This is a genomic window from Kitasatospora sp. NPDC098652, from assembly GCF_044760155.1.
Taxonomy (GTDB): domain Bacteria; phylum Actinomycetota; class Actinomycetes; order Streptomycetales; family Streptomycetaceae; genus Kitasatospora.
Genome location: NZ_JBIWAQ010000004.1, coordinates 135,830 through 162,177, shown reverse-complemented (window position 1 = coordinate 162,177; position 26,348 = coordinate 135,830). Strand labels below are relative to the sequence as shown.

Annotated in this window: 21 protein-coding genes, 1 pseudogene and 1 riboswitch; of the genes and pseudogenes, 17 read left to right on the top strand and 5 right to left on the bottom strand. The window is 72.2% G+C overall.

Annotated elements, in window-relative coordinates:
* Nucleotides 1–73: 73 nt before the first annotated feature.
* From glyA to gcvT, 3 genes are all read right to left on the bottom strand, one after another.
* Nucleotides 74–1,354: a serine hydroxymethyltransferase gene (glyA, locus tag ACIQWA_RS11525; protein ID WP_402481071.1), complete on the bottom strand. Its 1,281-nt coding sequence runs from the start codon at nucleotides 1,352–1,354 to the stop codon at nucleotides 74–76.
* Between the two features lie 81 nt (nucleotides 1,355–1,435).
* Nucleotides 1,436–1,816 (bottom strand): glycine cleavage system protein GcvH, encoded by a 381-nt coding sequence (gene gcvH / locus ACIQWA_RS11520; protein WP_360232925.1) that lies wholly within the window; start codon nucleotides 1,814–1,816, stop codon nucleotides 1,436–1,438.
* A gap of 99 nt (nucleotides 1,817–1,915) precedes the next feature.
* A complete protein-coding gene (gcvT, locus tag ACIQWA_RS11515) occupies nucleotides 1,916–3,037 on the bottom strand; it encodes a glycine cleavage system aminomethyltransferase GcvT (RefSeq protein WP_402481068.1) in 1,122 nt (373 codons plus the stop codon).
* A gap of 246 nt (nucleotides 3,038–3,283) precedes the next feature.
* Nucleotides 3,284–3,388: riboswitch (glycine riboswitch) on the bottom strand.
* 186 nt (nucleotides 3,389–3,574) lie between these two features.
* Between gcvT and ACIQWA_RS11510 the strand changes: the two genes are divergently transcribed.
* The 7 genes from ACIQWA_RS11510 to ACIQWA_RS11480 all read left to right on the top strand — a co-directional run bounded on the left by ACIQWA_RS11510 (nucleotide 3,575) and on the right by ACIQWA_RS11480 (nucleotide 11,995).
* Nucleotides 3,575–4,384: an enhanced serine sensitivity protein SseB C-terminal domain-containing protein gene (locus ACIQWA_RS11510; protein WP_402481065.1), complete on the top strand. Its 810-nt coding sequence runs from the start codon at nucleotides 3,575–3,577 to the stop codon at nucleotides 4,382–4,384.
* Between the two features lie 115 nt (nucleotides 4,385–4,499).
* On the top strand, nucleotides 4,500–5,465 hold the full coding sequence (locus ACIQWA_RS11505; RefSeq protein WP_402481063.1) for an enhanced serine sensitivity protein SseB C-terminal domain-containing protein: 966 nt from the start codon (nucleotides 4,500–4,502) through the stop codon (nucleotides 5,463–5,465).
* Nucleotides 5,466–5,921: 456 nt separating this feature from the next.
* Nucleotides 5,922–6,911 carry an ABC transporter permease gene (locus ACIQWA_RS11500; protein WP_360232937.1) on the top strand — a complete coding sequence of 330 codons (990 nt, stop codon included), beginning with the start codon at nucleotides 5,922–5,924 and terminating at the stop codon, nucleotides 6,909–6,911.
* Nucleotides 6,912–6,976: 65 nt separating this feature from the next.
* Nucleotides 6,977–8,746, top strand: a complete 1,770-nt coding sequence (locus ACIQWA_RS11495) for an ABC transporter substrate-binding protein (RefSeq protein WP_402481058.1) — start codon at nucleotides 6,977–6,979, stop codon at nucleotides 8,744–8,746.
* Nucleotides 8,747–8,845: 99 nt separating this feature from the next.
* Entirely contained in the window at nucleotides 8,846–9,856 is a 1,011-nt protein-coding gene (locus ACIQWA_RS11490) for an ABC transporter permease (protein ID WP_360232943.1), read from the top strand.
* Nucleotides 9,853–10,923, top strand: a complete 1,071-nt coding sequence (locus ACIQWA_RS11485) for an ABC transporter ATP-binding protein (protein ID WP_402481055.1) — start codon at nucleotides 9,853–9,855, stop codon at nucleotides 10,921–10,923. Before ACIQWA_RS11490 ends, ACIQWA_RS11485 begins: the two co-directional genes overlap by 4 nt.
* 34 nt (nucleotides 10,924–10,957) lie before the next feature.
* Entirely contained in the window at nucleotides 10,958–11,995 is a 1,038-nt protein-coding gene (locus tag ACIQWA_RS11480) for a dipeptide ABC transporter ATP-binding protein (RefSeq protein WP_360232949.1), read from the top strand.
* A 93-nt stretch (nucleotides 11,996–12,088) separates the two neighbouring features.
* On the opposite strand, the gene ACIQWA_RS11475 is transcribed toward ACIQWA_RS11480, so the two are convergent.
* Nucleotides 12,089–13,507, bottom strand: coding sequence for an acyltransferase family protein (locus tag ACIQWA_RS11475; RefSeq protein WP_402481052.1), 1,419 nt, complete (start codon nucleotides 13,505–13,507; stop codon nucleotides 12,089–12,091).
* A 129-nt stretch (nucleotides 13,508–13,636) separates the two neighbouring features.
* On the opposite strand from ACIQWA_RS11475, the gene ACIQWA_RS11470 reads away from it, so the two are divergent.
* Entirely contained in the window at nucleotides 13,637–14,296 is a 660-nt protein-coding gene (locus tag ACIQWA_RS11470) for a trimeric intracellular cation channel family protein (protein WP_360232955.1), read from the top strand.
* Here the strand turns inward: ACIQWA_RS11470 and ACIQWA_RS11465 are convergent.
* Nucleotides 14,202–14,978, bottom strand: coding sequence for an IclR family transcriptional regulator (locus tag ACIQWA_RS11465; protein WP_360232958.1), 777 nt, complete (start codon nucleotides 14,976–14,978; stop codon nucleotides 14,202–14,204). The two genes, ACIQWA_RS11470 and ACIQWA_RS11465, sit on opposite strands and share 95 nt — an antisense overlap.
* Nucleotides 14,979–15,161: 183 nt before the next feature.
* On the opposite strand from ACIQWA_RS11465, the gene ACIQWA_RS11460 reads away from it, so the two are divergent.
* From ACIQWA_RS11460 to ACIQWA_RS11420, 9 genes and pseudogenes are all read left to right on the top strand, one after another.
* Nucleotides 15,162–16,343: a cysteine desulfurase family protein gene (locus ACIQWA_RS11460; RefSeq protein ID WP_402481049.1), complete on the top strand. Its 1,182-nt coding sequence runs from the start codon at nucleotides 15,162–15,164 to the stop codon at nucleotides 16,341–16,343.
* A gap of 50 nt (nucleotides 16,344–16,393) precedes the next feature.
* Complete coding sequence (mnmA, locus tag ACIQWA_RS11455; RefSeq protein ID WP_402481046.1) at nucleotides 16,394–17,530, top strand: tRNA 2-thiouridine(34) synthase MnmA; 1,137 nt, start codon at nucleotides 16,394–16,396, stop codon at nucleotides 17,528–17,530.
* A gap of 121 nt (nucleotides 17,531–17,651) precedes the next feature.
* Nucleotides 17,652–18,836 carry an alpha/beta hydrolase family protein gene (locus ACIQWA_RS11450; RefSeq protein ID WP_402481043.1) on the top strand — a complete coding sequence of 395 codons (1,185 nt, stop codon included), beginning with the start codon at nucleotides 17,652–17,654 and terminating at the stop codon, nucleotides 18,834–18,836.
* A gap of 78 nt (nucleotides 18,837–18,914) precedes the next feature.
* The gene (locus tag ACIQWA_RS11445; RefSeq protein WP_402481598.1) at nucleotides 18,915–19,376 is read left to right on the top strand and encodes an NUDIX hydrolase; all 462 of its coding nucleotides are present in this window, start codon (nucleotides 18,915–18,917) and stop codon (nucleotides 19,374–19,376) included.
* A gap of 57 nt (nucleotides 19,377–19,433) precedes the next feature.
* Nucleotides 19,434–19,958, top strand: a complete 525-nt coding sequence (locus ACIQWA_RS11440; RefSeq protein WP_402481040.1) for a TIGR00730 family Rossman fold protein — start codon at nucleotides 19,434–19,436, stop codon at nucleotides 19,956–19,958.
* 13 nt (nucleotides 19,959–19,971) lie between these two features.
* Entirely contained in the window at nucleotides 19,972–20,661 is a 690-nt protein-coding gene (locus ACIQWA_RS11435; protein WP_402481038.1) for an SDR family oxidoreductase, read from the top strand.
* Nucleotides 20,662–20,737: 76 nt separating this feature from the next.
* Entirely contained in the window at nucleotides 20,738–21,748 is a 1,011-nt protein-coding gene (locus ACIQWA_RS11430; protein ID WP_360232977.1) for a methionine synthase, read from the top strand.
* Between the two features lie 19 nt (nucleotides 21,749–21,767).
* Nucleotides 21,768–24,056 (top strand): NAD-dependent DNA ligase LigA, encoded by a 2,289-nt coding sequence (gene ligA, locus ACIQWA_RS11425; protein ID WP_402481035.1) that lies wholly within the window; start codon nucleotides 21,768–21,770, stop codon nucleotides 24,054–24,056.
* A gap of 385 nt (nucleotides 24,057–24,441) precedes the next feature.
* Nucleotides 24,442–26,193, top strand: a pseudogene (locus ACIQWA_RS11420) (putative bifunctional diguanylate cyclase/phosphodiesterase); the annotation flags it as partial.
* Nucleotides 26,194–26,348 lie beyond the last annotated feature (155 nt).

Genomic DNA, 26,348 nt, shown 5'->3' with positions numbered 1-26,348 from the left:
GGTCCCCGGTACGCCGGCGGAGTGAGGCCGGTCACCCGGAGCCGGACGGCCCGGCGGACCGGGCCGCTCCGGATCAGCCCTGGTCGGCCAGGTTCGGGTAGAGCGGGTACTTCTCGGCCAGGGCGGTGACCCGGGCCTTGAGCGCGGCGGCGACGGTCTCGTCGAAGGCGGGCTTGAGCGCCTCGGCGATGACGTCGGCGACCTCGCGGAAGTCCTCGGCGACGAAGCCGCGGGTGGCCAGGGCCGGGGTGCCGATCCGCAGGCCCGAGGTGACCATCGGCGGGCGCGGGTCGTTCGGGACGGCGTTGCGGTTGACCGTGATGCCGACCTCGTGCAGCCGGTCCTCGGCCTGCTGGCCGTCGAGCTGGCTGTTGCGCAGGTCGACCAGGACCAGGTGGACGTCGGTGCCGCCGGACAGCACGGTGGCGCCGGCCTCGGCGACGTCGGCCTGGAGCAGGCGGTCGGCGAGGATCTTTGCGCCCTCCAGGGTGCGCTGCTGGCGCTCCTTGAAGTCCTCCGAGGCGGCGACCTTGAAGGCGACGGCCTTGCCCGCGATCACGTGCTCCAGCGGACCGCCCTGCTGGCCCGGGAAGACCGCGGAGTTGATCTTCTTGGCCCACTCGGCCTTGGACAGGATGACGCCGCCGCGCGGGCCGCCCAGGGTCTTGTGGGTGGTGGTGGTGACCACGTCCGCGTACGGCACCGGGTTCGGGTGCAGGCCCGCGGCCACCAGGCCGGCGAAGTGCGCCATGTCCACCATGAGCAGGGCGCCGACCTCGTCGGCGACCCGGCGGAACGCGGCGAAGTCCAGCTGGCGCGGGTAGGCGGACCAGCCGGCGATGATCAGCTTCGGCTGGTGCTCCTTGGCCAGGCGCTCGACCTCGGCCATGTCGACCTGGCCGGTCTTCTCGTCGACGTGGTACGCGACCACGTTGTAGAGCTTGCCGGAGAAGTTGATCTTCATGCCGTGGGTCAGGTGACCGCCGTGGGCCAGGTTCAGGCCCAGGATGGTGTCGCCCGGCTGGATCAGCGCGAACATCGCGGCGGCGTTGGCCTGCGCGCCCGAGTGCGGCTGGACGTTGGCGTGCTCGGCGCCGAACAGGGCCTTCACCCGGTCGATCGCGATCTGCTCGACCACGTCGACGTGCTCGCAACCGCCGTAGTACCGGCGGCCGGGGTAACCCTCGGCGTACTTGTTGGTGAGTACCGAACCCTGGGCCTCCATGACCGCCACCGGGGCGAAGTTCTCGGAGGCGATCATCTCCAGCGTGGTCTGCTGGCGGTGCAGCTCGGCGTCGACCGCGGCGGCGATCTCCGGGTCGAGGGCGTGCAGGGACTGGTTGAGAACCGTCATGGTGTGGTCTTCCCGGGGAGGAGAGCGGAGGGACGGTGGGAGTGGGACGGACCGCCGTGCTGCGGTCCGTCCCGGGGTGGCTCAGCCCTCGGCGTGGGTGAGCGCGTCGTACTCGGCGGCGCTGAGCAGCGTGTCGGTGGCCTCCACGCGGACCTTGAACAGCCAGCCGCCCTCGAACGGGGCGCTGTTGACCAGGCTGTTGTCGTCCAGGACGTCCTCGTTGACCTCGGTGACCTCGCCGGTCACCGGGGAGTACAGGTCGCTGACCGACTTGGTCGACTCCAGCTCGCCACAGGTCTCGCCGGCGGTCACCGTGTCGCCGACCGCGGGCAGCTGCACGTAGACGATGTCACCGAGCGCGTCGGCGGCGTGCTTGGTGATGCCGACCGTCGAGACACCGTCCTCGGCGGCGGTCAGCCACTCGTGCTCCTTGGTGTACTGCAGGTGCTGGGGGTTGCTCATGGCGTCATTCTCCAGGATGGGAAGCGGGTACGACGCAGCGGGCCGCCGCACGGACGGCTCCGACGTGCGCGGATGGGAAAACGAGGGGCGCCGACGGCCTCAGCGGGCGCGCTTGTAGAACGGCAGCGCCACGACCTGGACCGGCTCGTGCTTGCCGCGGACGTCCACCGCGACGGTGCTGCCGGGGGCGGCGTGGGCCGCGTCCACGTAGGCCATCGCGATCGGCTTGCCCAGCGTGGGGGACGGCGCGCCCGAGGTGATCCGGCCGATCGGGGCGCCCTCGGTGGAGACCACCGTGTACTCGGCGCGCGGCACCCGCTTGCCCTCGGAGACCAGGCCGACCAGCACCTTCGGCGGGTTGGTCTCGGCCGCGGCGGCGGCCTGCTCCAGCGCCCTGCGGCCGATGAACGCGCCCTCGTTGGTGGTCTTGTCGAAGCGCACGACCCGGCCCAGACCGGCGTCGAACGGGGTCAGGTCGGTGGACAGCTCGTGCCCGTACAGCGGCATGCCCGCCTCCAGGCGCAGCGTGTCGCGGCAGGACAGGCCGCACGGGACCAGGCCGCGGCCCTCGCCGGCGGCGGTCAGCGCCTGCCAGACCGGCTCGGCGTCGGCCGGGGCGCAGAAGATCTCGAAGCCGTCCTCGCCGGTGTAGCCGGTGCGGGCCAGCAGCACGTCCTTCCCGGCCACGGTGGCCGGGAGGATCGCGTAGTACTTGAGACCGGGCAGGTCGGCGTCGGTGGTGTCGGCCAGGATCGCGGTGGCCTCCGGGCCTTGGACGGCGATCAGCGCGTAGGTGTCGCGGTCGTCGGTGACGACGGCGTCGAAGCCCTTGGCCCGGGCGATCAGCTCGTCCAGCACCAGCTGGGCGTTGGAGGCGTTGGCGACGACCAGGAAGGCGTCCTCGCGCAGCCGGTAGACGATCAGGTCGTCCAGGATGCCGCCGTCCTCGGCGCAGATCATGGTGTAGCGGGCGCGCAGCTCGCCGAGCGCGGAGACGAAGCCGACCAGCGCGTGGTCCAGCATCTCGCCGGCCTGCGGGCCGGTGACGGTGATCTCGCCCATGTGCGAGAGGTCGAACAGACCGGCCTTGGTGCGGACCGCGAGGTGCTCCTCGCGCTCGCTGCCGTAGCGCAGCGGCATGTCCCAGCCGGCGAAGTCGGTCATGGTCGCGCCGAGGGCGCGGTGCAGCGCGTCGAGCGCGGTCAGGCGGAGGGACGACATGGCCAGGAACTCCTCGGTCGGGGCACTCAGGGGTGCACGCGCCGGACCGGACCCGCTGGGGGACCGACCCCGCGCGCGGGCATGCGGCGGCGTGGGTCTCCCCATCTGTCGTCGAACCTGAGAGCTTCACCGCCCACCTGCCCGCAGCCGGCACCAGCGTCGGCTGGTTCCAGCATCGGGGACAGGACGGCGGCTTGCACCGTGGGTGGGCGCGCGACACGGTCGTGCGCCGCTTTCCAGATGTGCCTAACCCGCGCGGTAGGGGGGCCTGAGAGATTCCGGGGAGGACTTGCTCCTTCGGCGCCGGCTGTGCTCCCTGAGGGGCACTCCGGGCTCTCCCGCGCGGGTTCGAGCGGCCGGTGTGGAGTTGTGGGGGCCCGCGGCGCATGCCGTCGGACGCGCACATCATGGCACGTCCTCGCGGAGGAGGGGAGAGGGGACCCGGTCACACCACGGCCGGGCGGACCCGGGCCCTAAAATCATCGCGTCGGCGCAGCAGTGGGCGGCCGACCCGGCCGTGGGCCGGATCGGCGGCGCATGGAGTACCCGGTGGAGCAGCAGCAGGGGTGGGGCGGGCCGCAGGCGGCGCCGGCGGGCGGCACGTGGCCGGCGAACGAGCTGGAGCAGGTGCTGATGGCCGCGCTGGGTGACCCGGGGGCGACCCCGCGGGTGATCGAGGTGCTGGCCCGCAGCCAGGTGTGGATCCCGCTGCCGGCCGGGGGCGACCCGGCCGGGCAGTCGCTGGACCTGCCGACCGTCGAGCTGGCCGGGGCCCCGTACGTGCCGGTGTTCTCCTCGCAGGAGGTTTTCCTGCAGCAGGCGCCGGGGATGGCCTTCGCGGTCGCGCCGGCCTGGGAGTTCGCCCGCGGGCTGCCGCTGGGCGTGGGCATCGCGGTCAACCCGGAGGCGGCGGTGGGCATCCCGGTGCCGCCGCAGGGCGTGGCGGAGCTGCGCCGCGGGCCCCGGGAGGCCGCTCGGTGGGAGCACACCGAGAACGCGCCGGAGGGGCCGACCGGTGGCCGGGTGGCCCTGCGCGAGCCGGTGCCGGGCGAGGACCCGGAGCACTTCCTGGCCGCCTGCCGGGCGGAACTGTCGGCCTTGCCGGGGGTGTTGACCGCGCGCCGGGCGCTGGCCAGCATCGAGGGCGAGCCGACCGTGATGTTCGTGGGCGTGCAGCTGGATCCGGCCGCCCCGGCCGACCCGGGGGCGGTGAACGAGGCGCTCGGCCGGGCGCTGGGAACCGCACCGCTGCCGGGCGGCGTCCACCTCGTGCTGCTCGACCTCGCCGACGACCCGGTGGTCGAGTGGCTGTTGACCCGGGTCATGCCCTTCTACTCGCGGGTGTGAGCGGGGATCCTTCACAGGCACGTCGCCGTGGCGGCGGCCGGTGCCGCGCCATAGGGTGCGTGCAGGCGGCTGACGGGCCGGCGGGTTCAGGAAAGAGGCGCGGCGAGGTGGGCGCATGAGTGCGGGAACGGGAGCGGGCGGGGCGCCGGGGCCCTGGGGCCAGGCACCGGCCGGGCGCCCGGGCGCGGACCCGGGCGGGTTGGAGCAGGCTCTGCGCGAGGTCGCGCCGGAGCGCTTCGACGCGTACGAGCGGCTGCTGCACGCGCTGGCCGACGGCCAGGTCTGGATGCTGCTCTGGCACGGTACGCCGGGCAGCCCGGACGCGCAGTACGGGAACATGGAGATCAGCGGTCACGGCTACGCGCCGGCCGTGACCTCGCCCGAGCAGCTGACGGCCTCCGGCTGGGCGCGGGCCCACGAGGTCATCTCGGGGCGGGAGATCGCCGCCTCGCTGTACCGCACCCGCTGGGGCCTGTGGCTGAACCCGCACGCGCCGGGCGGCGGGGTGGGCGTGCCCTGGGCGGACCTGCGGCGGGTCGCCGCGGGCCTGGACCGGCTGCCGGCCGGTCCGTTGAAGCTGAGCGAGCCGCAGGTCGACGCGCAGCAGTTCTTCGCCCTGCTGGAGCGGCAGGCCGGTGAGGTGCGCGCGGTGCGGGCGCTGCGCCGGGCCTGGGTGCAGCCGGCGGTGGGGGAGCCGTACCTGGCGATCGGTCTGGACCTGTACGAGAGTTCGCCGCCGGCCGTGGAGGCGGTGCGGGCGCTGATGCAGCGCGCGATCGCGGTGGCCCCGGAGGGGCTCGCGGTGTCCACGGTGGCGATGGCGGACGAGTTCGACCCGGTGGCGCTGTGGATGCGCGCCAACGCGCGGCCGTTCTTCGACCGGGAGGCCGGGCGCCCGCCGACCGGCCCGTACCCGCCGGTGCCGCCGCCGTACCCGGGCCAGTCGATGCCGGGGCAGCCGGTGCCGGGCCGGCCGGTGCCCGGGCAGTCGATGCCGGGCTACGCGTACGGCACCCAGCCGCCCGCGCCGGGCTGGGGGCAGCAGCCCCAGCCGCAGTGGCCCGGCTACCCCGGGCGCTGACCGGTAGACCCAATAGCCAAAATCGCTCACCCGAAGCCGACTTGATTCACCAACAGGTCGGCTTCGGTGCTTTCCGGACGAATTTCCGCACTCTCCGCAGAGGCATCTTGACATGGCAGTTACACCCGTGTGAAGAGGTATATGCCGAAGATCGGAGGCGTGCATGCAGGCAGATCACAGTTGGGCATCTGTCGGTTGTCAGGGCTGGCGCAAGCCAGTTCGGATGACAGAGAGTTCTGCGCAACGCATCGCGCGTACTGGAAACCCCACGAAGGTGAACGCGCACGCCGACCGCTCGATCCACGCGAAGCCCATCCCGCGTGGAGGCAGTGCCCGTGCACGACGCACTGCCGCGACCACCTGCTCCTAGCACCTCCGCACGTCCGCAGCCGTACCGCCGAAGCCGGCGCCCGGCACCCGTGGGCCGGCCACCGTCGGCGAGGGGACCAACTGACCATGACCGCACCCATCACTACCGCCGGGAACGAACCCGAGGCGCCCGCCTCCCCGAGCCCGGCCACCACGATCGAGGGCCGCTCCCTCGGGCGGATCGCCTGGACCCGCTTCAAGCGGGACAAGGCCGCCGTCGCCGGCGGCGTCGTGGTGATCCTGCTGATCCTCCTGGCCGTCCTGTCCGGCCCGATCGAGGCCCTGTTCGGGCTCGACCCCGACCAGCCGAACCCGGACCTGCTGGACGCCAACCTCGGCGGACTCCCGCTCGGGGACTGGGGCGGGATGAGCGGGGACCACCTGCTCGGCATCGACCCGCTGCAGGGCCGCGACCTGCTCGCCCGCGTGGTCGACGGCTCCTGGGTCTCCCTGCTGGTCGCCTTCGGCGCGACCGTGCTCTCCAACACCATCGGCACCGTGCTCGGCGTGATGGCCGGCTACTACGGCGGCTGGGTGGACACCCTGATCAGCCGGCTGATGGACGTCTTCCTGGCGTTCCCGCTGCTGCTGTTCGCCATCGCGATCTCCGCCTCGCTCCAGGGCGGCGCGTTCGGCCTGCACGGCCTGCCGCTGCACATCCTGGTGCTGATCTTCGTGATCGGCTTCTTCAACTGGCCCTACATGGGCCGGATCGTGCGCGGACAGACCCTCTCGCTGCGCGAGCGGGAGTTCGTCTTCGCGGCCCGCAGCCTCGGTGCGCGCGGCCCGTTCATCCTGTTCAAGGAACTGCTGCCCAACCTGGTCGGCCCGATCCTGGTCTACTCGACCCTGCTGATCCCGACCAACATCCTCTTCGAGGCCGGGCTGAGCTTCCTCGGCGTCGGCATCCAGCCCCCGCAGTCCTCCTGGGGCGGCATGCTGGCGGACGCGAAGAACTACTACCAGGTCGACCCCCAGTACATGGTGGTCCCCGGTGTGGCGATCTTCATCACCGTGCTCGCGTTCAACCTGCTCGGCGACGGGCTGCGTGACGCCCTCGATCCCAAGAGCAACTGACCCTGCGTCAATGCGCAGGCGCCAGGCCCTTCCTCCTCCACATCCTCAAGGGGTTGATCTCACCCATGCGTAGGTCCCGTACCGTCGCGTTGACCGCCGTGGCCGCAGCCGCGGTCCTGGTCGTCACCGGCTGCTCGTCCAGCACCAAGAACAACGGCGGAAGCTCGAACTCGGCCGATTCCAACGGTGGCGGCGCCGACGCGGCCACCAAGCAGATCGTCAACGCCTCGGACAAGAAGGGCGGGACGGTCACCTACGAGATGAAGGGCACCCCGGACTCCCTCGACCCGGGCAACACCTACTACGCCTACATCTACAACTTCTCGCGCCTGTACGGGCGTCCGCTGACCACCTTCAACCCGGCCGCCGGCGCGGACGGCAACAAGCTGGTCCCGGACCTCGCCGAGTCGCTGGGCCAGCCCAGCACGGACGGCCTGACCTGGACGTACAAGCTGCGGGCCGGCCTCAAGTACGACGACGGCACCCCGATCACCTCCAAGGACGTCAAGTACGCCGTGGAGCGCTCGAACTTCGCGCCCGAGGTGAACTCCAACGGCCCGACGTACTTCCACGACCTGCTGGTCGACAACCCGACGCCGTACCAGGGCCCGTACAAGGACAAGACCGGCGACCTCAAGTCGATCGAGACGCCGGACGACACCACGGTCGTCTTCCACCTGCAGCACCCGTTCGCGGACTTCGACTACCTGGTCAGCGCCCCGCAGACGGCGCCCGTCCCGCAGGCCAAGGACACCGGTGCCGACTACGTGAAGCACATCGCGTCCTCGGGCACCTACAAGTTCGAGTCCTACGAGGACGGCAAGCAGGCCGTCCTGGTCCCGAACACCAACTGGGACAAGAGCACCGACCCGATCCGGAAGCAGCTGCCGGACAAGATCGTGCTCAAGATGAACATCGACCAGGCCACCATCGACAAGGACCTGCTGGCCGGCAACGCCCAGGTCGACCTGGTCGGCGGCGGCGTCGACCCGCAGACCCAGGCGCAGATCCTGCGCGACTCGAAGCTCAAGGCGAAGACCGACAACGCCTACGGCGGCCGCCTGGTCTACATGGCGATCAACACCAAGGTCGCGCCGTTCGACAACATCGAGTGCCGCAAGGCCGTCCAGTTCGCGGTCGACAAGGTCGCGGTGCAGACCGCGCTCGGCGGCCCGATCCGCGGCCAGGTGGCCAACACCGTGCTCCCGCCGGACATCCCGGGCCACCAGGACTTCAACCTGTTCGAGACCAAGGACAACAAGGGTGACCAGGCCAAGGCCAAGGACGCCCTGAAGGCCTGCGGCAAGGACGGCGGCTTCACCACCGTGCTGTCCGCCCGCACCGAGCGCGCGACCGAGGTCGCCGCGGCCACCGCGATCCAGGCGCAGCTCAAGAACATCGGCATCAACGCCGAGATCCAGCAGTTCCCGCAGGGCAAGTACCTGACCGACTCGGCCGGTGCGCCGCAGTACACCCAGGACCACAACATCGGTCTGATGATGATGCAGTGGGGCGCCGACTGGCCGACCGGCTACGGCTTCCTGCAGCAGATCGTCGACGGCCGCGCGATCAAGGCCTCCGGCAACAGCAACCTGGCCCAGCTGAACGACCCGGCCGTCAACAAGCTGCTGGACGACGCCGCGGTCAACCCGGACCGGGCCGCCCGCGAGAAGATCTACGGCGACATCGACAAGAAGGTCATGGAGTCCGCGGTGTACGTCCCGCTGACCGACTTCAAGGTCTTCCTGTACCGCCCGGACAGCGCCACCAACCTGGCGTCCACCCCGGCCTTCTCGGGTGAGTACGACTACCTGAACATCGGCACCACCAAGTAAAGAGCCTGGCTCCGCATCCCTGAAGGCAGGTGAAGGCAGCGGCGCCCGCCGCCGTCCGGAAGACCCCGGACGGCGGCGGGCCGCCGGAGCCGCCCAACTGTGTTTGCCTACATCATCCGCAGGATCCTCGCGGCCGCGGCACTGCTGGTCGTCGTCAGCGCGGTCACCTTCGCGATCTTCTTCCTGCTCCCGCGCATCGCCGGCGAGACCACCGACCAGCTGGCCGCGCAGTACATCGGGAAGAACCCCTCGCCCGAGGCGATCCAGGCGGTCAAGCAGAACCTCGGCTTCGACCAGCCGCTGTACACCCAGTACTGGAACTTCCTCAAGGCGCTGGTCAGCGGCGCCGAGTACAAGTTCGGCCCGGAACCGGCCACCTGCCACGTGCCCTGCTTCGGCTACTCCTTCAAGAACCACCTGGAGGTCTGGCCGGAGATGACCAGCCGGATCCCGGTCACCATCTCGCTCGCCATCGGCGCGGCGGTGCTCTGGCTGGTCTCCGGCGTCACCACCGGCGTGATCTCCGCCCTCAAGCCGCGCTCGATCTTCGACCGGCTCTCCATGGGCATCGCGCTGGCCGGCGTCTCGCTCCCGGTCTTCTTCACCGGCGCCCTGCTGCTGACCGTGTTCAGCTACGAGTGGCCGATCCTGGACAACCTGGAGTACGTCGACTTCACCGCCGACCCGCTGATGTGGGCCCGCAACCTGATCCTCCCGTGGATCTCGCTGGCCTTCCTCTACTCCGCGCTCTACGCCCGGCTCACCCGCGCCGGGATGCTGGAGACGATGAGCGAGGACTACATCCGCACCGCCCGGGCCAAGGGCCTGGTCGAGCGCAAGGTGGTGGTCAAGCACGGTCTGCGCTCCGCGCTCACCCCGATCGTCACCATCTTCGGCATGGACCTCGGCCTGCTGCTCGGCGGTGCACTGATCACCGAGCAGGTCTTCTCGCTCAAGGGCATCGGCCAGTTCGCCGTCCAGGCGATCTCCGACAACGACCTGCCCAAGATCCTCGGCGTCACCCTGCTGGCCGCCTTCTTCATCGTCGCCTGCAACCTCGTGGTCGACCTCCTGTACGCCCTCGTCGACCCCCGCGTGAGGCTCTCGTGACCGACCTCCAGAAGAACCCGGCGGACGCCGCGCCCAGCTCTGCGGGCGACCCCTTCCTGTCCGTGCGCGACCTGCGGATCCACTTCGACACCGACGACGGCCTGGTCCGCTCGGTGGACGGGGTCAGCTTCGACCTGCACAAGGGCCGCACCCTCGGCATCGTCGGCGAGTCCGGCTCCGGCAAGTCCGTCACCTCGCTCGGCATCATGGGCCTGCACCGCTCCAAGCGGGCCCGGATCAGCGGCGAGATCCGGCTGGACGGCGAGGACCTGATCGCCGCCGGACCGGACCGGGTGCGCCAACTGCGCGGCCGGGAACTGGCGATGATCTTCCAGGACCCGCTGACCGCGATGCACCCCTACTACACGGTGGGGCAGCAGATCGTCGAGGCCTACCGGGTGCACCACCCCCAGGCCTCCAAGAAGCAGGCCAGGACCCGCGCGATCGAGATGCTCGACCGGGTCGGCATCCCGCAGCCGGACCGCCGGGTCGACGACTACCCGCACCAGTTCTCCGGCGGCATGCGCCAGCGCGCCATGATCGCCATGGCCCTGGTCAACGACCCCTCGCTGCTGATCGCCGACGAGCCCACCACCGCCCTGGACGTCACCGTCCAGGCGCAGATCCTGGACCTCATCCGGGACCTCCAGCAGGAGTTCGGCTCCGCCGTCATCATCATCACCCACGACCTCGGGGTGGTCGCCGAGCTCGCCGACGACATCCTGGTCATGTACGGCGGCAAGTGCATCGAGCGCGGGCCCGCCGAGACCCTCTTCGACGCGCCCGAACACCCCTACACCTGGGGCCTGTTGGGCTCGATGCCGCGACTGGACCGGGAACTGCAGGACCGGCTGGTGCCGGTCCGGGGCACCCCGCCCAGCCTGATCAACGTGCCGTCCGGCTGCGCCTTCCACCCGCGCTGCCCGTACGCCGCCCTGACCGGCGGGCGCTCCACGGGCGAGGTCCCGGTGCTCACCGAGGCCGCACCCGGGCACTTCGCGGCCTGCCACCTGGCGGCCGACGAGCGGCACCGCATCTTCGCCGAAGAGATCGCGCCCCGGCTGTGAGCCCGGCCCCGTACCACCATTCTGGAGAGAACCGATGACGGACACTCAGGGGGCCACCATCCCTGCACCGGCGCCCGCCCCCGAGCGCGAGCCGCTGTTGAAGGTCACCGGCCTGACCCGGCACTTCCCGATCCGCGGCGGACTGCTGCGGCGCCCGACCGGCGCGGTGCGGGCCGTCGACGGCATCGACTTCACCGTCAACGCCGGCGAGACGCTGGGCGTCGTCGGCGAGTCCGGCTGCGGCAAGTCGACGATGGGGCGGCTGGTCACCCGGCTCGACGAACCCACCGGCGGGACGATCGAGTTCGAGGGCACCGACATCAGCCACCTCGGCACCGGGGCGATGCGGCCGCTGCGCCGAGACATCCAGATGATCTTCCAGGACCCGTACTCCTCGCTGAACCCCCGGCACACCGTCGGCACCATCGTCAGCGCGCCGTTCAAGCTCCAGGGGGTCCACCCCGAGGGCGGCGTCAAGAAGGCCGTCCAGGACCTGCTGGAGCTGTGCGGGCTCAGTCCCGAGCACTACAACCGCTACCCGCACGAGTTCTCCGGCGGCCAGCGCCAGCGCATCGGCATCGCCCGGGCACTCGCGCTCAAGCCGAAGATGATCATCGCGGACGAGCCGGTCTCGGCGCTGGACGTGTCGATCCAGGCGCAGGTGGTCAACCTGCTCGACGACCTCCAGCAGGAGCTCGGCCTGACCTACCTGATCATCGCGCACGACCTCTCGGTGGTCCGGCACGTCTCCGACCGGGTGGCGGTGATGTACCTCGGCAAGATCGTCGAGATCGCCGACCGCGACTCGCTCTACCGCAGCCCGATGCACCCGTACACCACGGCCCTGATGTCGGCCGTCCCGGTGCCGGACCCGCGCCGGCGCCAGCAGGGCGGGCGCGAGCGGATCCTGCTCAAGGGCGACGTGCCCTCGCCGATCAACCCGCCCAGCGGCTGCCGGTTCCGCACCCGTTGCTGGAAGGCGCAGGACGTGTGCGCGAGCCAGGAGCCGCCGCTGGCGGTGGCGAGGACCGGGCACCAGGTGGCGTGTCACTTCCCCGAGGGGACCGACTAGGCGCAGCCCTGAGAACGCCCAGTACCGACGAAAGAGAGGCCGCCCGCTCCCGGGAATCGGGGGCGGGCGGCCTCACGTCGTGGCGGGCGGGTGTCAGCCGCGCCCGGCGCCGTCCAGGACGGGCTGCGCCTCGGCCTCCGCGGCCGGGCCGGCCGGCTGCGGCGCGCGCGCGGCGGGGGTGCCCGGGGCGGCCGGTCGGGCCGACGGCAGCTCGGCCGGGAAGCGGCGGTTCAGCGCCTTGATCACCTTGCGGCCCAGGTTCTGGAACGGGATCTCGACCAGGCGGTAGCTGAGGTAGCTGATCAGCAGCAGGGCGGCCATCAGGCCGAAGAACTGCAGGCTGCGGTCCTGCCAGGAGGTGAAGGCCGGACGGCCCTCCAGCTTCCAGTTCATGAAGTGGATGATCGGGTTGTGCAGCAGGTACACCGAGTAGCTGATCGAGCCCGTCCAGGTCAGCCAGCGCGGGAAGCGGCGGTGGCGCAGCAGCATGCCGATCGCGAAGACGACCCAGGCGCCCAGGTAAGCGCCGGAGAACGACTGCCAGGACTCGCTCCAGGTCCGCCACAGCGCGTTGTCGCGGTTGTACATGAAGCCGCACAGGACGCCCGAGGTGAGGACGAAGCCGCAGCACAGCAGGGCCGGCAGCCGGTCGATCTGGCCGTGCTCCAGCCGGTACAGCACCGTCCCGGAGAACATGGTGGCGAAGATCAGCAGGGTCTCGAAGGCGGCGGAGCGGCCGTTCAGCACGACCAGCACCAGGCCCAGCCCGCCGAGCATCGTCCCGCCCCAGCGGGTCAGGTCGACCCGGCCGGTGAGGAAGCAGACCATCGCGGTGATCACGATGACCAGGACGGCCACCGTCAGGTGCCGGTTGGCGGGCAGGCCGCCGTCCGCCGTGAGCAGGCCGAGCGGCAGCCAGGAGCCGAGCAGCAGCGCGGCGCCGGCGAAGCCGATCGCGAGCGGGGCGCTCTTCTTGTGCTTGCCGTTGACGAACAGGGCCGTCACGAAGAAGTAGAAGATCATCTCGTAGGTGAGCGTCCACATCACCCCGATGAGGTTCGGGACGCCCGTGAGGTCCTGCACCATCGGGGCGTTGCCCACCACCGAGAGCAGCGGGTGGTCGAAGGCGAAGCCCTGGATGACCGAGTGGTTGCGGGGCAGGAGCAGCAGGCTCAGCAGCGCGGTGACGATCACCACCGGGTAGATCCGGAAGTACCGGCCCGCCCAGAACGAGCGCACATCGCCGCGCCGCTCCAGCGAGGCCGGGATGATGTACCCGCTCACCAGGAAGAACAGCATCACGCCGAAGATGCCCGGATCCCCGAAGTTGCGCGGCGCGTGGTCGATGTGGAGCCAGTAGAACGGCAGCGCGAAGTGGTAGATCGCCACGGAGAGCGCGGCTATGCCGCGCAGGGCGTCGAGCCAGCCGAGCCTCGCCGAGGCTGCTGGGGCGGCACCCGCGGCGGCACGGGTGTTCTGTCGGCGTGGGAATGCGCGTCCGGTGAGCTTCACACGCGGGAGGTTAGCGGAGTGGGCCGGGGGTGCACCCGCCCGGGCGGGGACTGCCCCGTCCGCGAGACGGTTTCATCCGGACTGTGACCGGTGTCGGGAACGACCGGGTGGATCGGGTACACATGGACGGTGAGTTCGCAGATCTTCCCCTCCGACGTGCAGCAATCGTTGGACCTCGTCGGCATTTTCGTCTTCGCCCTCTCCGGGGCGCTGCTCGCCGTCCGCAAGAACATGGACATCTTCGGGATCTGCGTGTTGGCGGAGGTCACGGCCCTCGGCGGCGGGGTGATGCGCGACCTGGTGATCGGCGCCACCCCCGTAGCCGCCTTCACCAACCTCGGCTACTTCCTCACCCCGCTGGCCGCCGGCCTCGTGGTGTTCTTCCTGCACCCCGAGGTCGAGCGGATCAACCGCTCCGTGCAGACCCTGGACGCCCTCGGCCTCGGCCTGTTCTGCGTCACCGGCACCGCCAAGGCGCACGACTACGGGCTGGGCGCGGTCGCCTCGATCGCGCTCGGCATGGTGACCGCGGCCGGCGGCGGGGTGATCCGCGACGTGCTGGCCGGGGAGATCCCCTCGCTGCTGCGCTGGGACCGCGAGATCTACGCCGTGCCGGCGCTGGTCGGCGCCGCCCTGGTGGCCGTGCTGATCGGGGCCGACCGGCTCACCGGCGCCACCGGCACCGCCGCCGCGCTCACCGCCTTCGTGCTGCGGATGCTCGCCCTGAGGTACGGCTGGCGTGCCCCGCGGGCCTGGCACCGCAACGGTTCTCGCACCAGCGAGGAGTAGGCGAGCCGCCGCAGGCGAGCGAGATCGCCTCGGCCGTGCAGAGCAGCTCCGGCAGCATCCGGGCCAGCTCGGCCGGCGGCACCTGGCCGGCCGGGGCGCTCAGCGCGCAGGCCGCGACCGTCCGTCCGCCGCTGCCCGCCACCGGCGCGGCCACGCAGGTCACCGGCTCCCGGTGCTCGGCCGACTCGGCCGCCCAGCCCCGGCGGCGCACCGCCGCCAGCTCGGCCGGCAGCTCCTCCTCGCGGACGCCGTCCTCCGGCAGCCCGGCGAGCAGCACCCGCCCGACGGCCGTCCCGGTCACCGGGGCGCGGCGCCCGATCCGCGGCGGGCGGGCGGCCGAGGGCGCGGCCACCTCGTCCAGGTAGAGCACCTCGCCGTCGTGCAGCACGGCCAGCTGGACGGTGTAGCCGCAGCGCGCGTTCAGCGCGGCCAGGTACGGCGCGGCGACCTGCCGGACGTCGAAGTCCTCCAGCGCCCGGTGCGCCAGCGACAGCACCCGGCCGCCGACCCGGTAGCGCAGGTCGGGCTGGCGCCGGACGAACCCGTGCTCCTCCAGGGTGCGCAGCAGCCGCAGCGCGGTGGACTTGTGCACCCCGAGGCTGCTCGCGGCCTGTTCCAGCGAGAGCGGCCCGTCGCCGAGCGAGCCGAGCAGGGTCAGCGCGCGGTCGACCGACTGCGACATGGCGCCCCCTGGAACGCTGGAACCCGATGGAGAAGTGGTCGTCAGGCTAACCGCTGGGCGGCGCAGTGGTACAAACCAGTGCCGGACGCCGCCGTCCGCCGGCCGCGGCCGTGGCCGGATCGGTGCGCACCCGGGCCCGGGCCTGCTGGGGCCCCGGAGCATGCCCTCTACAATCGGATGGTTATGCCATACCTGGACCATGCGGCGACCACGCCGATGCTGCCCGAGGCGATCGCCGCGATGTCGGCGCACCTGGGGGTGGTCGGCAACGCCTCGTCCCTGCACGCGGCCGGCCGCCGGGCCCGCCGGGTGGTCGAGGAGTCCCGCGAGTCGCTGGCCGAATCGCTGGGCGCCCGCCCGAGCGAGATCGTGCTGACCGGCGGCGGCACCGAGTCCGACAACCTGGCGGTCAAGGGCCTCTACTGGGCCCGCCGGGGCGCCGATCCGGCCCGCACCCGGGTGCTGTCCAGCCCGGTCGAGCACCACGCCGTGCTGGACGCGGTGCACTGGCTCTCCGAGCACGAGGGCGCGACGGTCGAGTACCTGCCGGTGGACGCGCTGGGCCGGGTGCACCCCCGGGCGCTGCGCGCCGCGATCGAGCGCGACCCCGGCTCCGTCGCCCTGGTCACCGTGATGTGGGCCAACAACGAGGTCGGCACCGTCCAGCCGGTGCGCGAACTCGCCGCCGTGGCGGCCGAGTACGGCATCCCGATGCACGCCGACGCGGTGCAGGCGCTCGGTCAGGTCCCGGTCTCCTTCGCCGACTCGGGCCTCACCGCGCTCACCGTCACCGGGCACAAGATCGGCGGCCCGTTCGGCATCGGCGCCCTGCTGCTCTCCCGCGGCGCCACGCCCGTACCGCTGCTGCACGGCGGCGGCCAGGAGCGCGACGTACGCTCCGGCACCCTGGACGCCCCCGCCGCCGCCGGCTTCGCGGCCGCCGCCGCGCTGGCCGTCGAGCGGCGGGCGGAGCACGCGGTGACGCTCGGCGCGCTGCGCGACGAACTGGTCGCCGGGGTGGCCGCGGCCGTCCCGGACGCGGTGCTCAACGGCGACCCGGCGGGGGAGGGGCGGCTGCCCGCCAACGCCCACTTCTCCTTCCCCGGCTGCGAGGGCGACGCGTTGCTGATGCTGCTGGACGCCCAGGGCATCGAGTGCTCCACCGGCTCGGCCTGCTCGGCCGGGGTGCCGCAGCCCAGCCACGTGCTGCTGGCGATGGGGGTCGACCCGCTGCTGGCCCGTGCCTCGCTGCGGTTCTCGCTCGGGCACACCTCGGTGCGCGAGGACGTCACGGCACTGGTGGCGGCCATCGGCCCGGCGGTGCAGCGGGCCCGCAACGCGGGGCTGGCGTCCGTCCGGCGGTAGCCCCGGTACGGGCCGGGCATGTTCGACGGCCCCGTACTCTTGTAGTCACCATGACTGACTTCCCGGGTGCCCCGACCACTCCGTCCACCGGCCGCCTGCGCGTGCTCGCGGCGATGTCCGGCGGAGTCGACTCCGCCGTCGCCGCCGCCCGCGCCGTCGAAGCGGGGCACGAGGTGACGGGCGTGCACCTGGCGCTGTCCGCCAACCCGCAGTCCTTCCGTACGGGCGCGCGCGGCTGCTGCACCATCGAGGACTCCCGGGACGCCTGGCGGGCGGCCGACGTGATCGGCATCCCGTTCTACGTCTGGGACCTCGCCGAGCGCTTCCGCGAGGACGTGATCGACGACTTCGTCGCCGAGTACGCGGCCGGTCGGACCCCGAACCCCTGCCTGCGCTGCAACGAGAAGATCAAGTTCGCCGCGCTGCTGGACAAGGCGATCGCCCTCGGCTTTGACGCCGTCTGCACCGGCCACTACGCCCGCGTCGTGGACCTGCCGGACGGCTCGCGCGAGCTGCACCGCGCCGTGGACGCCGCCAAGGACCAGTCCTACGTCCTCGGCGTGCTCGACGCCGACCAGCTCGCCCACTCCCTCTTCCCGCTCGGCGACACCACCAAGGAAGAGATCCGGGCGGAGGCCGAGCGCCGCGGCCTGGCCGTCGCCAAGAAGCCCGACAGCCACGACATCTGCTTCATCGCCGACGGCGACACCCAGGGCTTCCTGGCCAAGCACCTCGGCACCGCCACCGGCGACATCCTCGACGTGGACGGCACCAAGCTCGGCGAGCACGACGGCGCGTACGGCTTCACCATCGGTCAGCGCAAGGGCCTGCGGATCGGTCGCCCGGCGGCCGACGGCAAGCCGCGCTACGTGCTGGACATCTCCCCGGTGAACAACACCGTCACCGTCGGCCCGGTCGAGGGTCTGGACGTCACCGCCCTGACCGCCATCCGCCCCCGCTGGTGCGGCACCGAGCCCCTGGCCGAGGGCCGCTACACCGCCCAGCTGCGCGCCCACGGCGAGGAGGTGCCGGTCACCGCCGCCATGGTCGACGGCGAGCTCCACGTCCGCCTGGACACCCCGGCGCGCGGCATCGCCCCGGGCCAGGCCGTCGTCCTCTACGACGGCACCCGCGTCATCGGCTCCGCCACCATCGCCACCACCGAACGCCCGGCGGCGCGGGTCTGAGCGGGCCATGGCGGCGTCATCCGAAGGGATGACGCCGCTGAATCGCCCGGATGACCGCGGCCCGACAGGGCATTCGTCCGGCTGATTCGGGGGTCCGGGCCGCGGACCTAACGTCTGGGACATGACCCGAATCCGCCGCATCGCGGCCGTCGCAGCGCTCGCTCTCGCCCTTCCGCTCCCGCTGGCCGGGGCCGCGACGGCCTCGCCGTCGCGGCCCGCCACCGCGGCCGCCACCGCCGTGTCCAGCAATCCGGCCGCCTTCCACGGCGAACTGCCCCGCCCGACCGGGCGGTACGAGGCCGGGGAGGAGGTGCTGCACCTGACCGACCAGGGCCGCACCGACCCGTGGGTGCCCGCGGCCGGTCCGCGGCAGCTGGCCGTGTCGATGTTCTACCCGGCCCGGCAGGGCACCGGGGAGCCCGCTCCGTACATGACCCCTGGCGAGGCCCAGGGCTTCCTGGCGACGCGGGTGCCGGCCGGCACCGGGCTCACGGCGCAGGACCTGGTCGGCGTCGACACCCACGCCTACACCGGCGCGAAGGCCGCCGGCGGGAAGTTCCCCCTGGTGGTGCTCTCCCCGGGCTTCGAGAACCCCCGCGCCACGCTGACCGGCCTGGCGACCGACCTGGCCAGCCGCGGCTACGTGGTGGCCCTGGTCGGCCACACCTACGAGGACTCCGGCGAGACGCTCGCCGACGGCAGCACCCCGGGCTGCGCACTGTGCGACAGCGGCGCACCGGACTCGCTCCCGGACAGCCGGGCGAAGGACGTGTCCTTCGTCCTGGACCAGCTGACCGGGCAGCACCCGGTCTGGCGCCTGTCCCACCTGATCGACCGCGACCGGATCGGGATGGCCGGGCACTCGATCGGCGGCGCCTCGACGCTCAACGCGATGGCCGAGGACCAGCGGATCCTGGCCGGGGTGAACATGGACGGCACGTTCTGGCCGCCGGTTCCGACCGACAAGCTCGACGGGCGCTCGTTCCTCCTGCTCGGCAAGGACAGCGACCACTCCTCGAACGGCGGGGACACGTCCTGGGCGCAGACCTGGGCCGGTTGGAAGGGCTACAAGCCCTGGCTGACCGTCGCGGGCACCAACCACGCCAGCTTCACGGACGTCACCGTGCTGGCTGCCGAGATCGGCATGCCGCTCCCTCCGGGGACGACCACCTCGCCGGAGCGCGGGATGCAGCTGACCCGGGAGTACGTCGGAGCCTTCTTCGACCGGACCCTGAAGGGAATCCACCAGCCCCTCCTCGACGGCCCGTCGACGGCGAACCCGGAGGTGCTCTTCCAACACCCGTGATCGCGCGTGTTTCTCGGGGCCCGGCCGTCCGGTGCGGACGGCCGGGCCCGTTCAGCGCCATGGTCTTTCAGGGCTCCTATCCTCCTGCACATGAGTAACAGCGCCGGGAATCCCCAGTCAACGCCGCTCCACTCGGTGTCCGTCGCCGGGGCGGTGGTGCGCGAGGACGGCCGGGTTCTGGCGATCCGCCGGGCCGACAACGGGACCTGGGAGCCCCCGGGCGGGGTGCTGGAGCTGACCGAGCCGGTTGAGGACGGCGTGTGCCGTGAGGTCTACGAGGAGACCGGGATCAAGGTTCGGGTGGAGCGGTTGACCGGCGTCTACAAGAACGTGAGTCGCGGAATCGTCGCCCTGGTCTTCCGCTGCCGACCGGAGGCCGGGGCGGAGCGGCTCTCCGAGGAGTCGGTCGAAGTCGACTGGCTCACACCTGCCGAGGTCTCCGACCGCATGGCCGAGGTCTACTCCGTGCGCCTGTTGGATGCGTTCCGGGACGACACGGCACCGAGCATCCGAACCCACGACGGCCGCCACCTGCTGTGACCCGGCGGCCAAACCCGGTGGGCGGGGGCGGGCGGGCGTGATAGACCAGTCGGCATTATGAACATCTGCGTCTTCTGCTCCGCGTACTCGCTCGACGACCGCTACACCGCCCCCGCCGCCGAGTTCGCCCGGCTCCTGGGGGAGGGCGGCCACACCCTGGTCTGGGGCGGCTCCGACGCCGGCCTGATGGGGCTGCTCGCCGACGAGGTGAAGGCGGCGGGCGGCCGGCTGGTCGGCGTGCTGGTCGAGATGCTCAAGCACAAGGGCTACGTCGGCGCCGACGAGCTGGTGATGACCGCCGATCTGGCCGAGCGCAAGCGGGAGTTGGCCGCCCGGGCGGACGCCGTCGTGGTGCTGGTCGGCGGGCTGGGCACGATGGACGAGGTCACCGAGGTGCTGGAGCTCAAGAAGCACGGGATCTTCGACAAGCCGGTCGTCCTGCTGGACACCGAGGGCTTCTACGCGGGCCTGCGCACCCAGCTGGACCGGATGGACGCCGAGGGCTTCCTGCCGCGCCCGCTCTCCGAGCTGGTCGGCTTCGCCGACACACCCGCCGAGGTCTTCACGCTGCTCAAGGCCTGAGAGGATCGGGGCCATGGCTGCACATCTGATCACCGGTGCCGGTTCCGGCATCGGCGCCGTCCTGACCGAGAAGCTCGCCGAGCGCGGGGACGAGCTCTGGCTGCTCGCCCGGGACGCCCGGCGGGCCGGCGAGCTGCGGGACCGCTTCCCCGGCGCCCGCACCCTGGTCGGCAACCTCGGCGACCCCGCCAAGCTCTCCTGGGCCTTCGGGCAGCAGCAGCTGCCCGTCACCCTCGACTCGCTGCTGCACGTCGCGGGCACGGTCGAGCTCGGCACGGTCGGCGACCTGCCGGTGAAGGCCTGGCAGGACACCCTGAACGTCAACCTGGTCGCCCCCGCCGAGCTGACCCGGCTGCTGCTGCCCTCGCTGCGCCTGGCCAAGGGCCATGTGGTGCTGGTCAACTCCGGCGCGGGCCTGACCGCCCACGCCGAGTGGTCGGCGTACGCGGCCAGCAAGCACGGGCTCAAGGCGCTCGCCGACGCGCTGCGCCAGGAGGAGCACGCGAACGGCGTGCGGGTCACCTCGGTCTACCCGGGCCGCACCGCCACCGCGATGCAGGCCAAGGTGCACCAGCAGGAGGGCAAGGAGTACGACCCCGCCCGCTGGATCGAGCCGGAGTCCGTCGCGAAGGCCGTCCTCGCGGCCCTGGACGCCTCCCGGGACGCCGAGATCACCGACATCACCGTCCGCCCGGGACGCTGAGGGCCGCCGAGGGCAGCTGAGGGCCGCCGAGGCCCGCTGACGAACCGGCCCGGCGCCGCGCACTAGGCTCGGACGGGTGAGCACTCCGAACGCCTTCCCCGACCTGCGCGGCGCCGCCACCGGCGTCGGCTCGCTGCCCGGCACCGATGCCCGGGAGGCCGCCAAGACCTCCACCGGCGCGCTGGAGCAGCTCCCGTTCCTGCCCGAGCTGCCCGCCCGCGGGCCGGGCGCCGACATGATCGGCCGCAGCGCCGGCCTGCTGGTGGAACTCTTCGCGCAGACCGAGCCCAGCGGCTGGCGGTTCGCCGACCGCCCCGGCCGGGACACCCGCCGCGCCCACTCCTGGCTCGGCGAGGACCTGGACGCCCTGGAGGAGTTCACCCAGGGGTACCGGGGGGCGCTCAAGGTCCAGGCCGTGGGCCCGTGGACGCTGGCGGCCGCCATCGAGCTCAAGCACGGCGAGAAGGCCCTCGCCGACCGCGGTGCCTGCCGGGACGTCGCCGGCTCGCTCACCGAGGGGCTGCGCCGCCACCTGGCCGAGGTCCGCAAGCGCGTCCCGGGGGCCGAGGTGGTGCTCCAGCTGGACGAGCCCTCGCTGCCCGCCGTGCTGGCCGGGCAGGTGAAGACCGCCAGCGGCTTCCAGCGGCTGCGCGCCGTCGACCGGCAGGTCGCCGAGGAGGTGCTGCGCGAGCTGGTCCGCGGCCTGGACGCGCCGGTCGTGGTGCACTCCTGCGCGCCGGACGTCCCGATTCCGCTGCTGCGCCGGGCCGGTGCCGCCGGGATCTCGCTGGACTTCTCCCTCCTCACCGAGCGCCAGGACGAGGACCTGGGCGAGGCGGTGGAGGGCGGCACGGCGATCCTCGCTGGTGTCGTCCCCTCCGTTGACCAGGTGGTGTCGGACCCGGCCGGTAGTGTCCAGGGGATCAGGACCTTGTGGCGCAGGCTCGGGTTCGCTCCGGAGCTGCTGGGCCGCCGCGTGCTGGTGACGCCGACCTGCGGGCTCGCCGGGGCCTCCCCGGCGTACGCGCGCAAGGCGCTGTCGCTCGCCGCGCGGGCGGCGCAGAGCCTGGTGGACAACCCGGAATGAGAACGTAGGAGGGCTTGCGGTGACGGCTGTCGAGGGCTGGGAGGACGTCCCGGCGGAGGTGCGCCGGCGGCACGCCGAGCTGGCGCAGGAGATCACCGACCACCGCGCCCGGTACTACGAGCAGGACGCGCCGGTCGTCAGCGACGCCGAGTTCGACGCGCTGATGCGCGAACTGGAGGAGCTGGAGGCCGAGCACCCGGCCCTGGTGACGCCGGAGTCGCCGACCCAGCGGGTCGGCGGCGCCCCCACCGCGCTGTTCGCCGCCGTCGAGCACCGCGAGCGGCTGCTCAGCCTGGACAACGCGATGGACGACGAGGAGCTCGGCGCCTGGGCGGACCGCGTCGCCACCGAGCTGCACGGCATCGAGTACCACTACCTGTGCGAGCTCAAGGTGGACGGCCTGGCCGTCAACCTCACCTACGAGAACGGCCAGTTGGTGCAGGCGGCGACCCGCGGCGACGGCCGGGTCGGCGAGGACATCACCGCCAACGTCCGCACCATCAAGGAGATCCCGCACCGGCTCAAGGGCGAGAACGTCCCCGAGCTGGTGGAGATCCGCGGCGAGGTCTACTTCCCGACCGAGGAGTTCGACGCGCTCAACGCCTCGTTCGCGGCGGAGAACGAGCGCCGCCGGCAGGAGAACGAGGAGCGCGCCAAGGAGGGCAAGCGGCCCCGGGCGATGATCCGGCTGTTCATGAACCCCCGCAACGCCGCCGCCGGTTCGCTGCGCCAGAAGGACCCGCACGTCACCGCCTCCCGCCCGCTGCACATGGTGGTGCACGGCATCGGCGCCCGGGTCGGCTTCGACATCGACAACCAGTCGCACGCCTACCAGTTGCTGCACGACTGGGGCCTGCCCACCGCCCGGCACAACAAGGTGGTCGGCACGCTGGCCGAGGTGCGGGCCTTCATCGAGCACTTCGGCGAGCAGCGGCACTCGGTCGAGCACGAGATCGACGGCGTCGTGGTCAAGGTGGACGAGATCGCCCTCCAGGGCCGGCTCGGCGCCACCTCCAAGTCCCCGCGCTGGGCGATCGCCTGGAAGTACCCGCCGGAGGAGGTCACCGGCAAGCTGGCCGAGATCAAGGTCGGCATCGGGCGAACCGGCCGGGCCACCCCGTACGCGGTGCTGGCCGAGCCGGTGAAGGTGGCCGGCTCGATGGTGCAGTACGCGACGCTGCACAACCAGGACGTGGTCAAGGCCAAGGACGTCCTGCTCGGGGACACCGTGGTGCTGCGCAAGGCCGGTGACGTCATCCCGGAGATCCTCGGCCCGGTCTACGACCTGCGGGACGGCACCGAGCAGGCCTTCGTGATGCCCTCGCACTGCCCGGAGTGCGGCACCGAACTGCGCCCGATGTCCGAGGGGGACATCGACCTGCGCTGCCCCAACGCCCAGCACTGCCCGGCCCAGATCCGGGAGCGGATCGCCTTCCTCGGCGGGCGCTCCTGCCTGGACGTCGAGGGCCTGGGCTACGTCGCGGCCACCGCGCTGACCCAGCCGCTGGAGCCGGCCGAGGCCCCGGTGCACAACGAGGGGGACGTCTTCGGGCTGACGGCGGAGCAGCTGCTGCCGATCAAGGTACTGGTGCGCGACCAGAAGACCGGCATGCCCAAGCTGGACGACCGGACGGGCAAGGAGAAGGAGGTCTTCTTCTTCGCCACGACCAAGGGCGAGCCGAAGAAGTCGCTGCAGACCCTGCTGGACAACCTGGAGGCGGCGAAGGACCGTCCGCTCTGGCGCTTCCTGAACGGCCTGTCGATCCGGCACGTGGGCCCGGTGGCGGCGCAGGAGCTGGCGCGTGAGTTCCGTGACCTGGACCGGGTCTTCTCGGCCACCGAGGAGGAGCTGGCGGCGGTCGAGGGCGTGGGACCGACCATCGCCCGCTCGATCCGGGAGTGGTTCGAGGAGGAGTGGCACCGGGAGATCCTGGAGAAGTGGCGGGCCGCCGGGGTCCGCTTCGTCGAGGAGTTCGCGGACGAGGAGGCGGCGGAGCGTCCGCTGGAGGGCCTGACCGTGGTCGTCACCGGGACGCTGGCCGGCCACACCCGGGACGGCGCCAAGGAGGCGCTGACCTCGCGTGGAGCGAAGGTGACCGGTTCGGTTTCGAAGAAGACCGACTTCGTGGTCGCCGGTGACAACCCCGGGTCCAAGTATGACAAGGCAGTTCAGCTCGGCCTGCCGGTCCTGGACGACGCCGGCTTCGCGGTGCTGCTCGCCGACGGACCGTCTGCCGCCCGTGCCCACCTGGGACTTCCGGAGCCCGCGGCGGCGGAGGCGGCCGTCGAGGCACCCGCGGAGGGCTGAGCCCGGGCGGACCCGAGCGGCCGCCGGCCGGATCCGGGTTGTTATCGTCCTGATGCGGCGTCACCGGGTGCCGTCCAGTGAAAGCGGGCATTGTGTCACTGTGCGACACCCGGGCGCGGTGGCGCGTTTCCGGTTGTCCGAAAGTCTGCCCACCGGGGAGACCCCGGCATACCCTGGAGCGCAACAGAGTGTCAGCAGGGGTGGGGGCACCGGCTGAGCCGGTGCTCCTCGGGGTCGCTCCATGCCCGGCAGCTGTCGGTACCGGCACGGTGCCTCACCGTAAGGCGGCCTGACGGGGCGGGCCCGACGGAGGACAGGGCTTATGGATCGTTCGACCGGCGGCGCGCCCACACGCCCGCCGCAGGGGGTGGCAGGTGCGGTCCTGCTGCTCGGCGTGCTGCTGGCCGGAGCCGCGCCGCTCATCCCGCTGGCCGTCCTGGTCTACCGGTTCGAACCCGAACTGCTGCCGCTGTTCGCGGTACCGCTGGCCGTCCTGGTGGCGGCCTGGCGGATCGCCCGGGACCGGGCCCGCGACCAGCTGACCGACCCCCTGACGGATCTGCCCAACCGTCAGGCCTTACTGCTGGCCGCCCAGGAGGCCATCGTCGAGCGAGAGGAGGGTTACAGCGTCGGTCTCATCCTGCTTGACCTCGACCGCTTCCGATCACTCAACGACACACTTGGTCATACGGCCGGTGACCGCCTCCTGGTTCACATCGCCCGCCGGCTCCATCGGGCGCTGCGCTCCGGCGGCCCGGCCGGCAGCGCCACCCGGGAGTCCATCGACGACGTCTTCGCCGGTCTGCCCCGGCACTACCGGCGCGGACGCCCCATGGTGGCCCGGATGGGCGGCGACGAGTTCGCCGTCCTGCTCCCCGGCATCAACTGCCCCGACAGCCTGGAGCGGGTCGCCAAGGCGCTGATCGCCGAACTCGCCGCGCCGATCCGGCTGGACGGCCTGCTGCTGGTGCTGGAGGCCAGCGCCGGCGTCTGCGTCTACCCGCAGGGCGCCCAGGACGCCGAGTCGCTGCTGCGCCGCGCCGACGTGGCGATGGGCCACGCCCAGCGCGAGTGCAGCGGGGTCGCCCAGTACGACGAGACCCAGGACGCCGACACCCCGTACCGGATCGGCCTGCTCGGGGACCTGCGCCGGGCCCTGGAGACCGGTGAGGTGCAGCTGCACTACCAGCCGAAGGTGGCCTTCGACGGCCGGGTGGTCGGCCTGGAGGCACTGCTGCGCTGGGAGCGCCCGGGGCAGGGGAAGGTCTCCCCGGACGAGTTCGTCGGGCTCGCCGAGTCCAGCGGACTGATGCCCCGGCTCACCGACTACGTGCTGGAGGCGGCGGTCGGGCAGCTCGCCTACTGGCGCGACCAGGGCCTCCAGGTGCAGGTCGCGGTCAACGTCTCGCCGCGCGACGTGCTCAACCCCGGCTTCGCCCAGCGCGTCGCCGGGCACCTGGTCCGCCACCAGGTGCCGGCCCACGCACTCCAGCTGGAGATCACCGAGCGGCTGCTGCTGGACGACTCCCGGCGCGCCGCCGACACCCTGGCGGAGCTGCGCGGCTACGGCGTCGGGATGTCCCTGGACGACTTCGGCACCGGGCACTCCTCGCTGGTGCGGCTGCGCAGCCTGCCGGTCGGCGAGCTCAAGATCGACCGCTCCTTCGTCTCCCGGATGGTCGCCGACGACCACGACGCGGCGGTGGTCCGCTGCTCGGTCGAGCTGGCCCACTCGCTCGGCCTGACCGTGGTCGCCGAGGGCGTCGAGGACGACGAGACCTGGGAGCGGCTGCACTGCATGGGCGTGGACGCCGTCCAGGGCTGGCTGGTGTCCGCGGCCCTGCCCGCGGAGCAGGCCACCGCCTGGCTGCGGGTGCACCGCACCACCGGTGCCCCGACGGTGGAGCGCCTCGGCGCCCCGCCGCAGCTCCCGTCGATCATCAAGCCGGTCGACCGGTCCGCCGCGGTCAAGCCGGCCGACCGGCCGGCCACGCTGCCCCCGGTGCTGCCGCCGACCCTCCCGCCGGTGCTGCCGCCCGCCCTGCAGGCCGGGCAGCGCGGCCAGGCGCTGCCCGCCGCGCAGGTCGGCTTCCAGACGCCGGGCGCGCAGGGTTGGGCCCGGACCGGGCCGCAGTAGCCGCAGGGGTGACGGGGGCGACGGGGGCGGTAACGGGGCCGCGGCTCCACTCGTTGGCCGGTGGCCGGGCCGGGCCCCATAGGATGGGGTCCAAAGACCACGAGGACGGAGCGCCGAACCCGGCTGCTCCTGCCCGGGCCCGGCACCGCGCAGGC

What these genes read in the sequence shown, in the direction of transcription:
- glyA (WP_402481071.1), bottom strand. Translation starts at nt 1,354, where the DNA reads ATGACGGTTCTCAACCAGTCCCTGCACGCCCTCGACCCGGAGATCGCC.
- gcvH (WP_360232925.1), bottom strand. Translation starts at nt 1,816, where the DNA reads ATGAGCAACCCCCAGCACCTGCAGTACACCAAGGAGCACGAGTGGCTG.
- gcvT (WP_402481068.1), bottom strand. Translation starts at nt 3,037, where the DNA reads ATGTCGTCCCTCCGCCTGACCGCGCTCGACGCGCTGCACCGCGCCCTC.
- ACIQWA_RS11510 (WP_402481065.1), top strand. Translation starts at nt 3,575, where the DNA reads ATGGAGTACCCGGTGGAGCAGCAGCAGGGGTGGGGCGGGCCGCAGGCG.
- ACIQWA_RS11505 (WP_402481063.1), top strand. Translation starts at nt 4,500, where the DNA reads ATGAGTGCGGGAACGGGAGCGGGCGGGGCGCCGGGGCCCTGGGGCCAG.
- ACIQWA_RS11500 (WP_360232937.1), top strand. Translation starts at nt 5,922, where the DNA reads ATGACCGCACCCATCACTACCGCCGGGAACGAACCCGAGGCGCCCGCC.
- ACIQWA_RS11495 (WP_402481058.1), top strand. Translation starts at nt 6,977, where the DNA reads ATGCGTAGGTCCCGTACCGTCGCGTTGACCGCCGTGGCCGCAGCCGCG.
- ACIQWA_RS11480 (WP_360232949.1), top strand. Translation starts at nt 10,958, where the DNA reads ATGACGGACACTCAGGGGGCCACCATCCCTGCACCGGCGCCCGCCCCC.
- ACIQWA_RS11465 (WP_360232958.1), bottom strand. Translation starts at nt 14,978, where the DNA reads ATGTCGCAGTCGGTCGACCGCGCGCTGACCCTGCTCGGCTCGCTCGGC.
- ACIQWA_RS11460 (WP_402481049.1), top strand. Translation starts at nt 15,162, where the DNA reads ATGCCATACCTGGACCATGCGGCGACCACGCCGATGCTGCCCGAGGCG.
- mnmA (WP_402481046.1), top strand. Translation starts at nt 16,394, where the DNA reads ATGACTGACTTCCCGGGTGCCCCGACCACTCCGTCCACCGGCCGCCTG.
- ACIQWA_RS11450 (WP_402481043.1), top strand. Translation starts at nt 17,652, where the DNA reads ATGACCCGAATCCGCCGCATCGCGGCCGTCGCAGCGCTCGCTCTCGCC.
- ACIQWA_RS11440 (WP_402481040.1), top strand. Translation starts at nt 19,434, where the DNA reads ATGAACATCTGCGTCTTCTGCTCCGCGTACTCGCTCGACGACCGCTAC.
- ACIQWA_RS11435 (WP_402481038.1), top strand. Translation starts at nt 19,972, where the DNA reads ATGGCTGCACATCTGATCACCGGTGCCGGTTCCGGCATCGGCGCCGTC.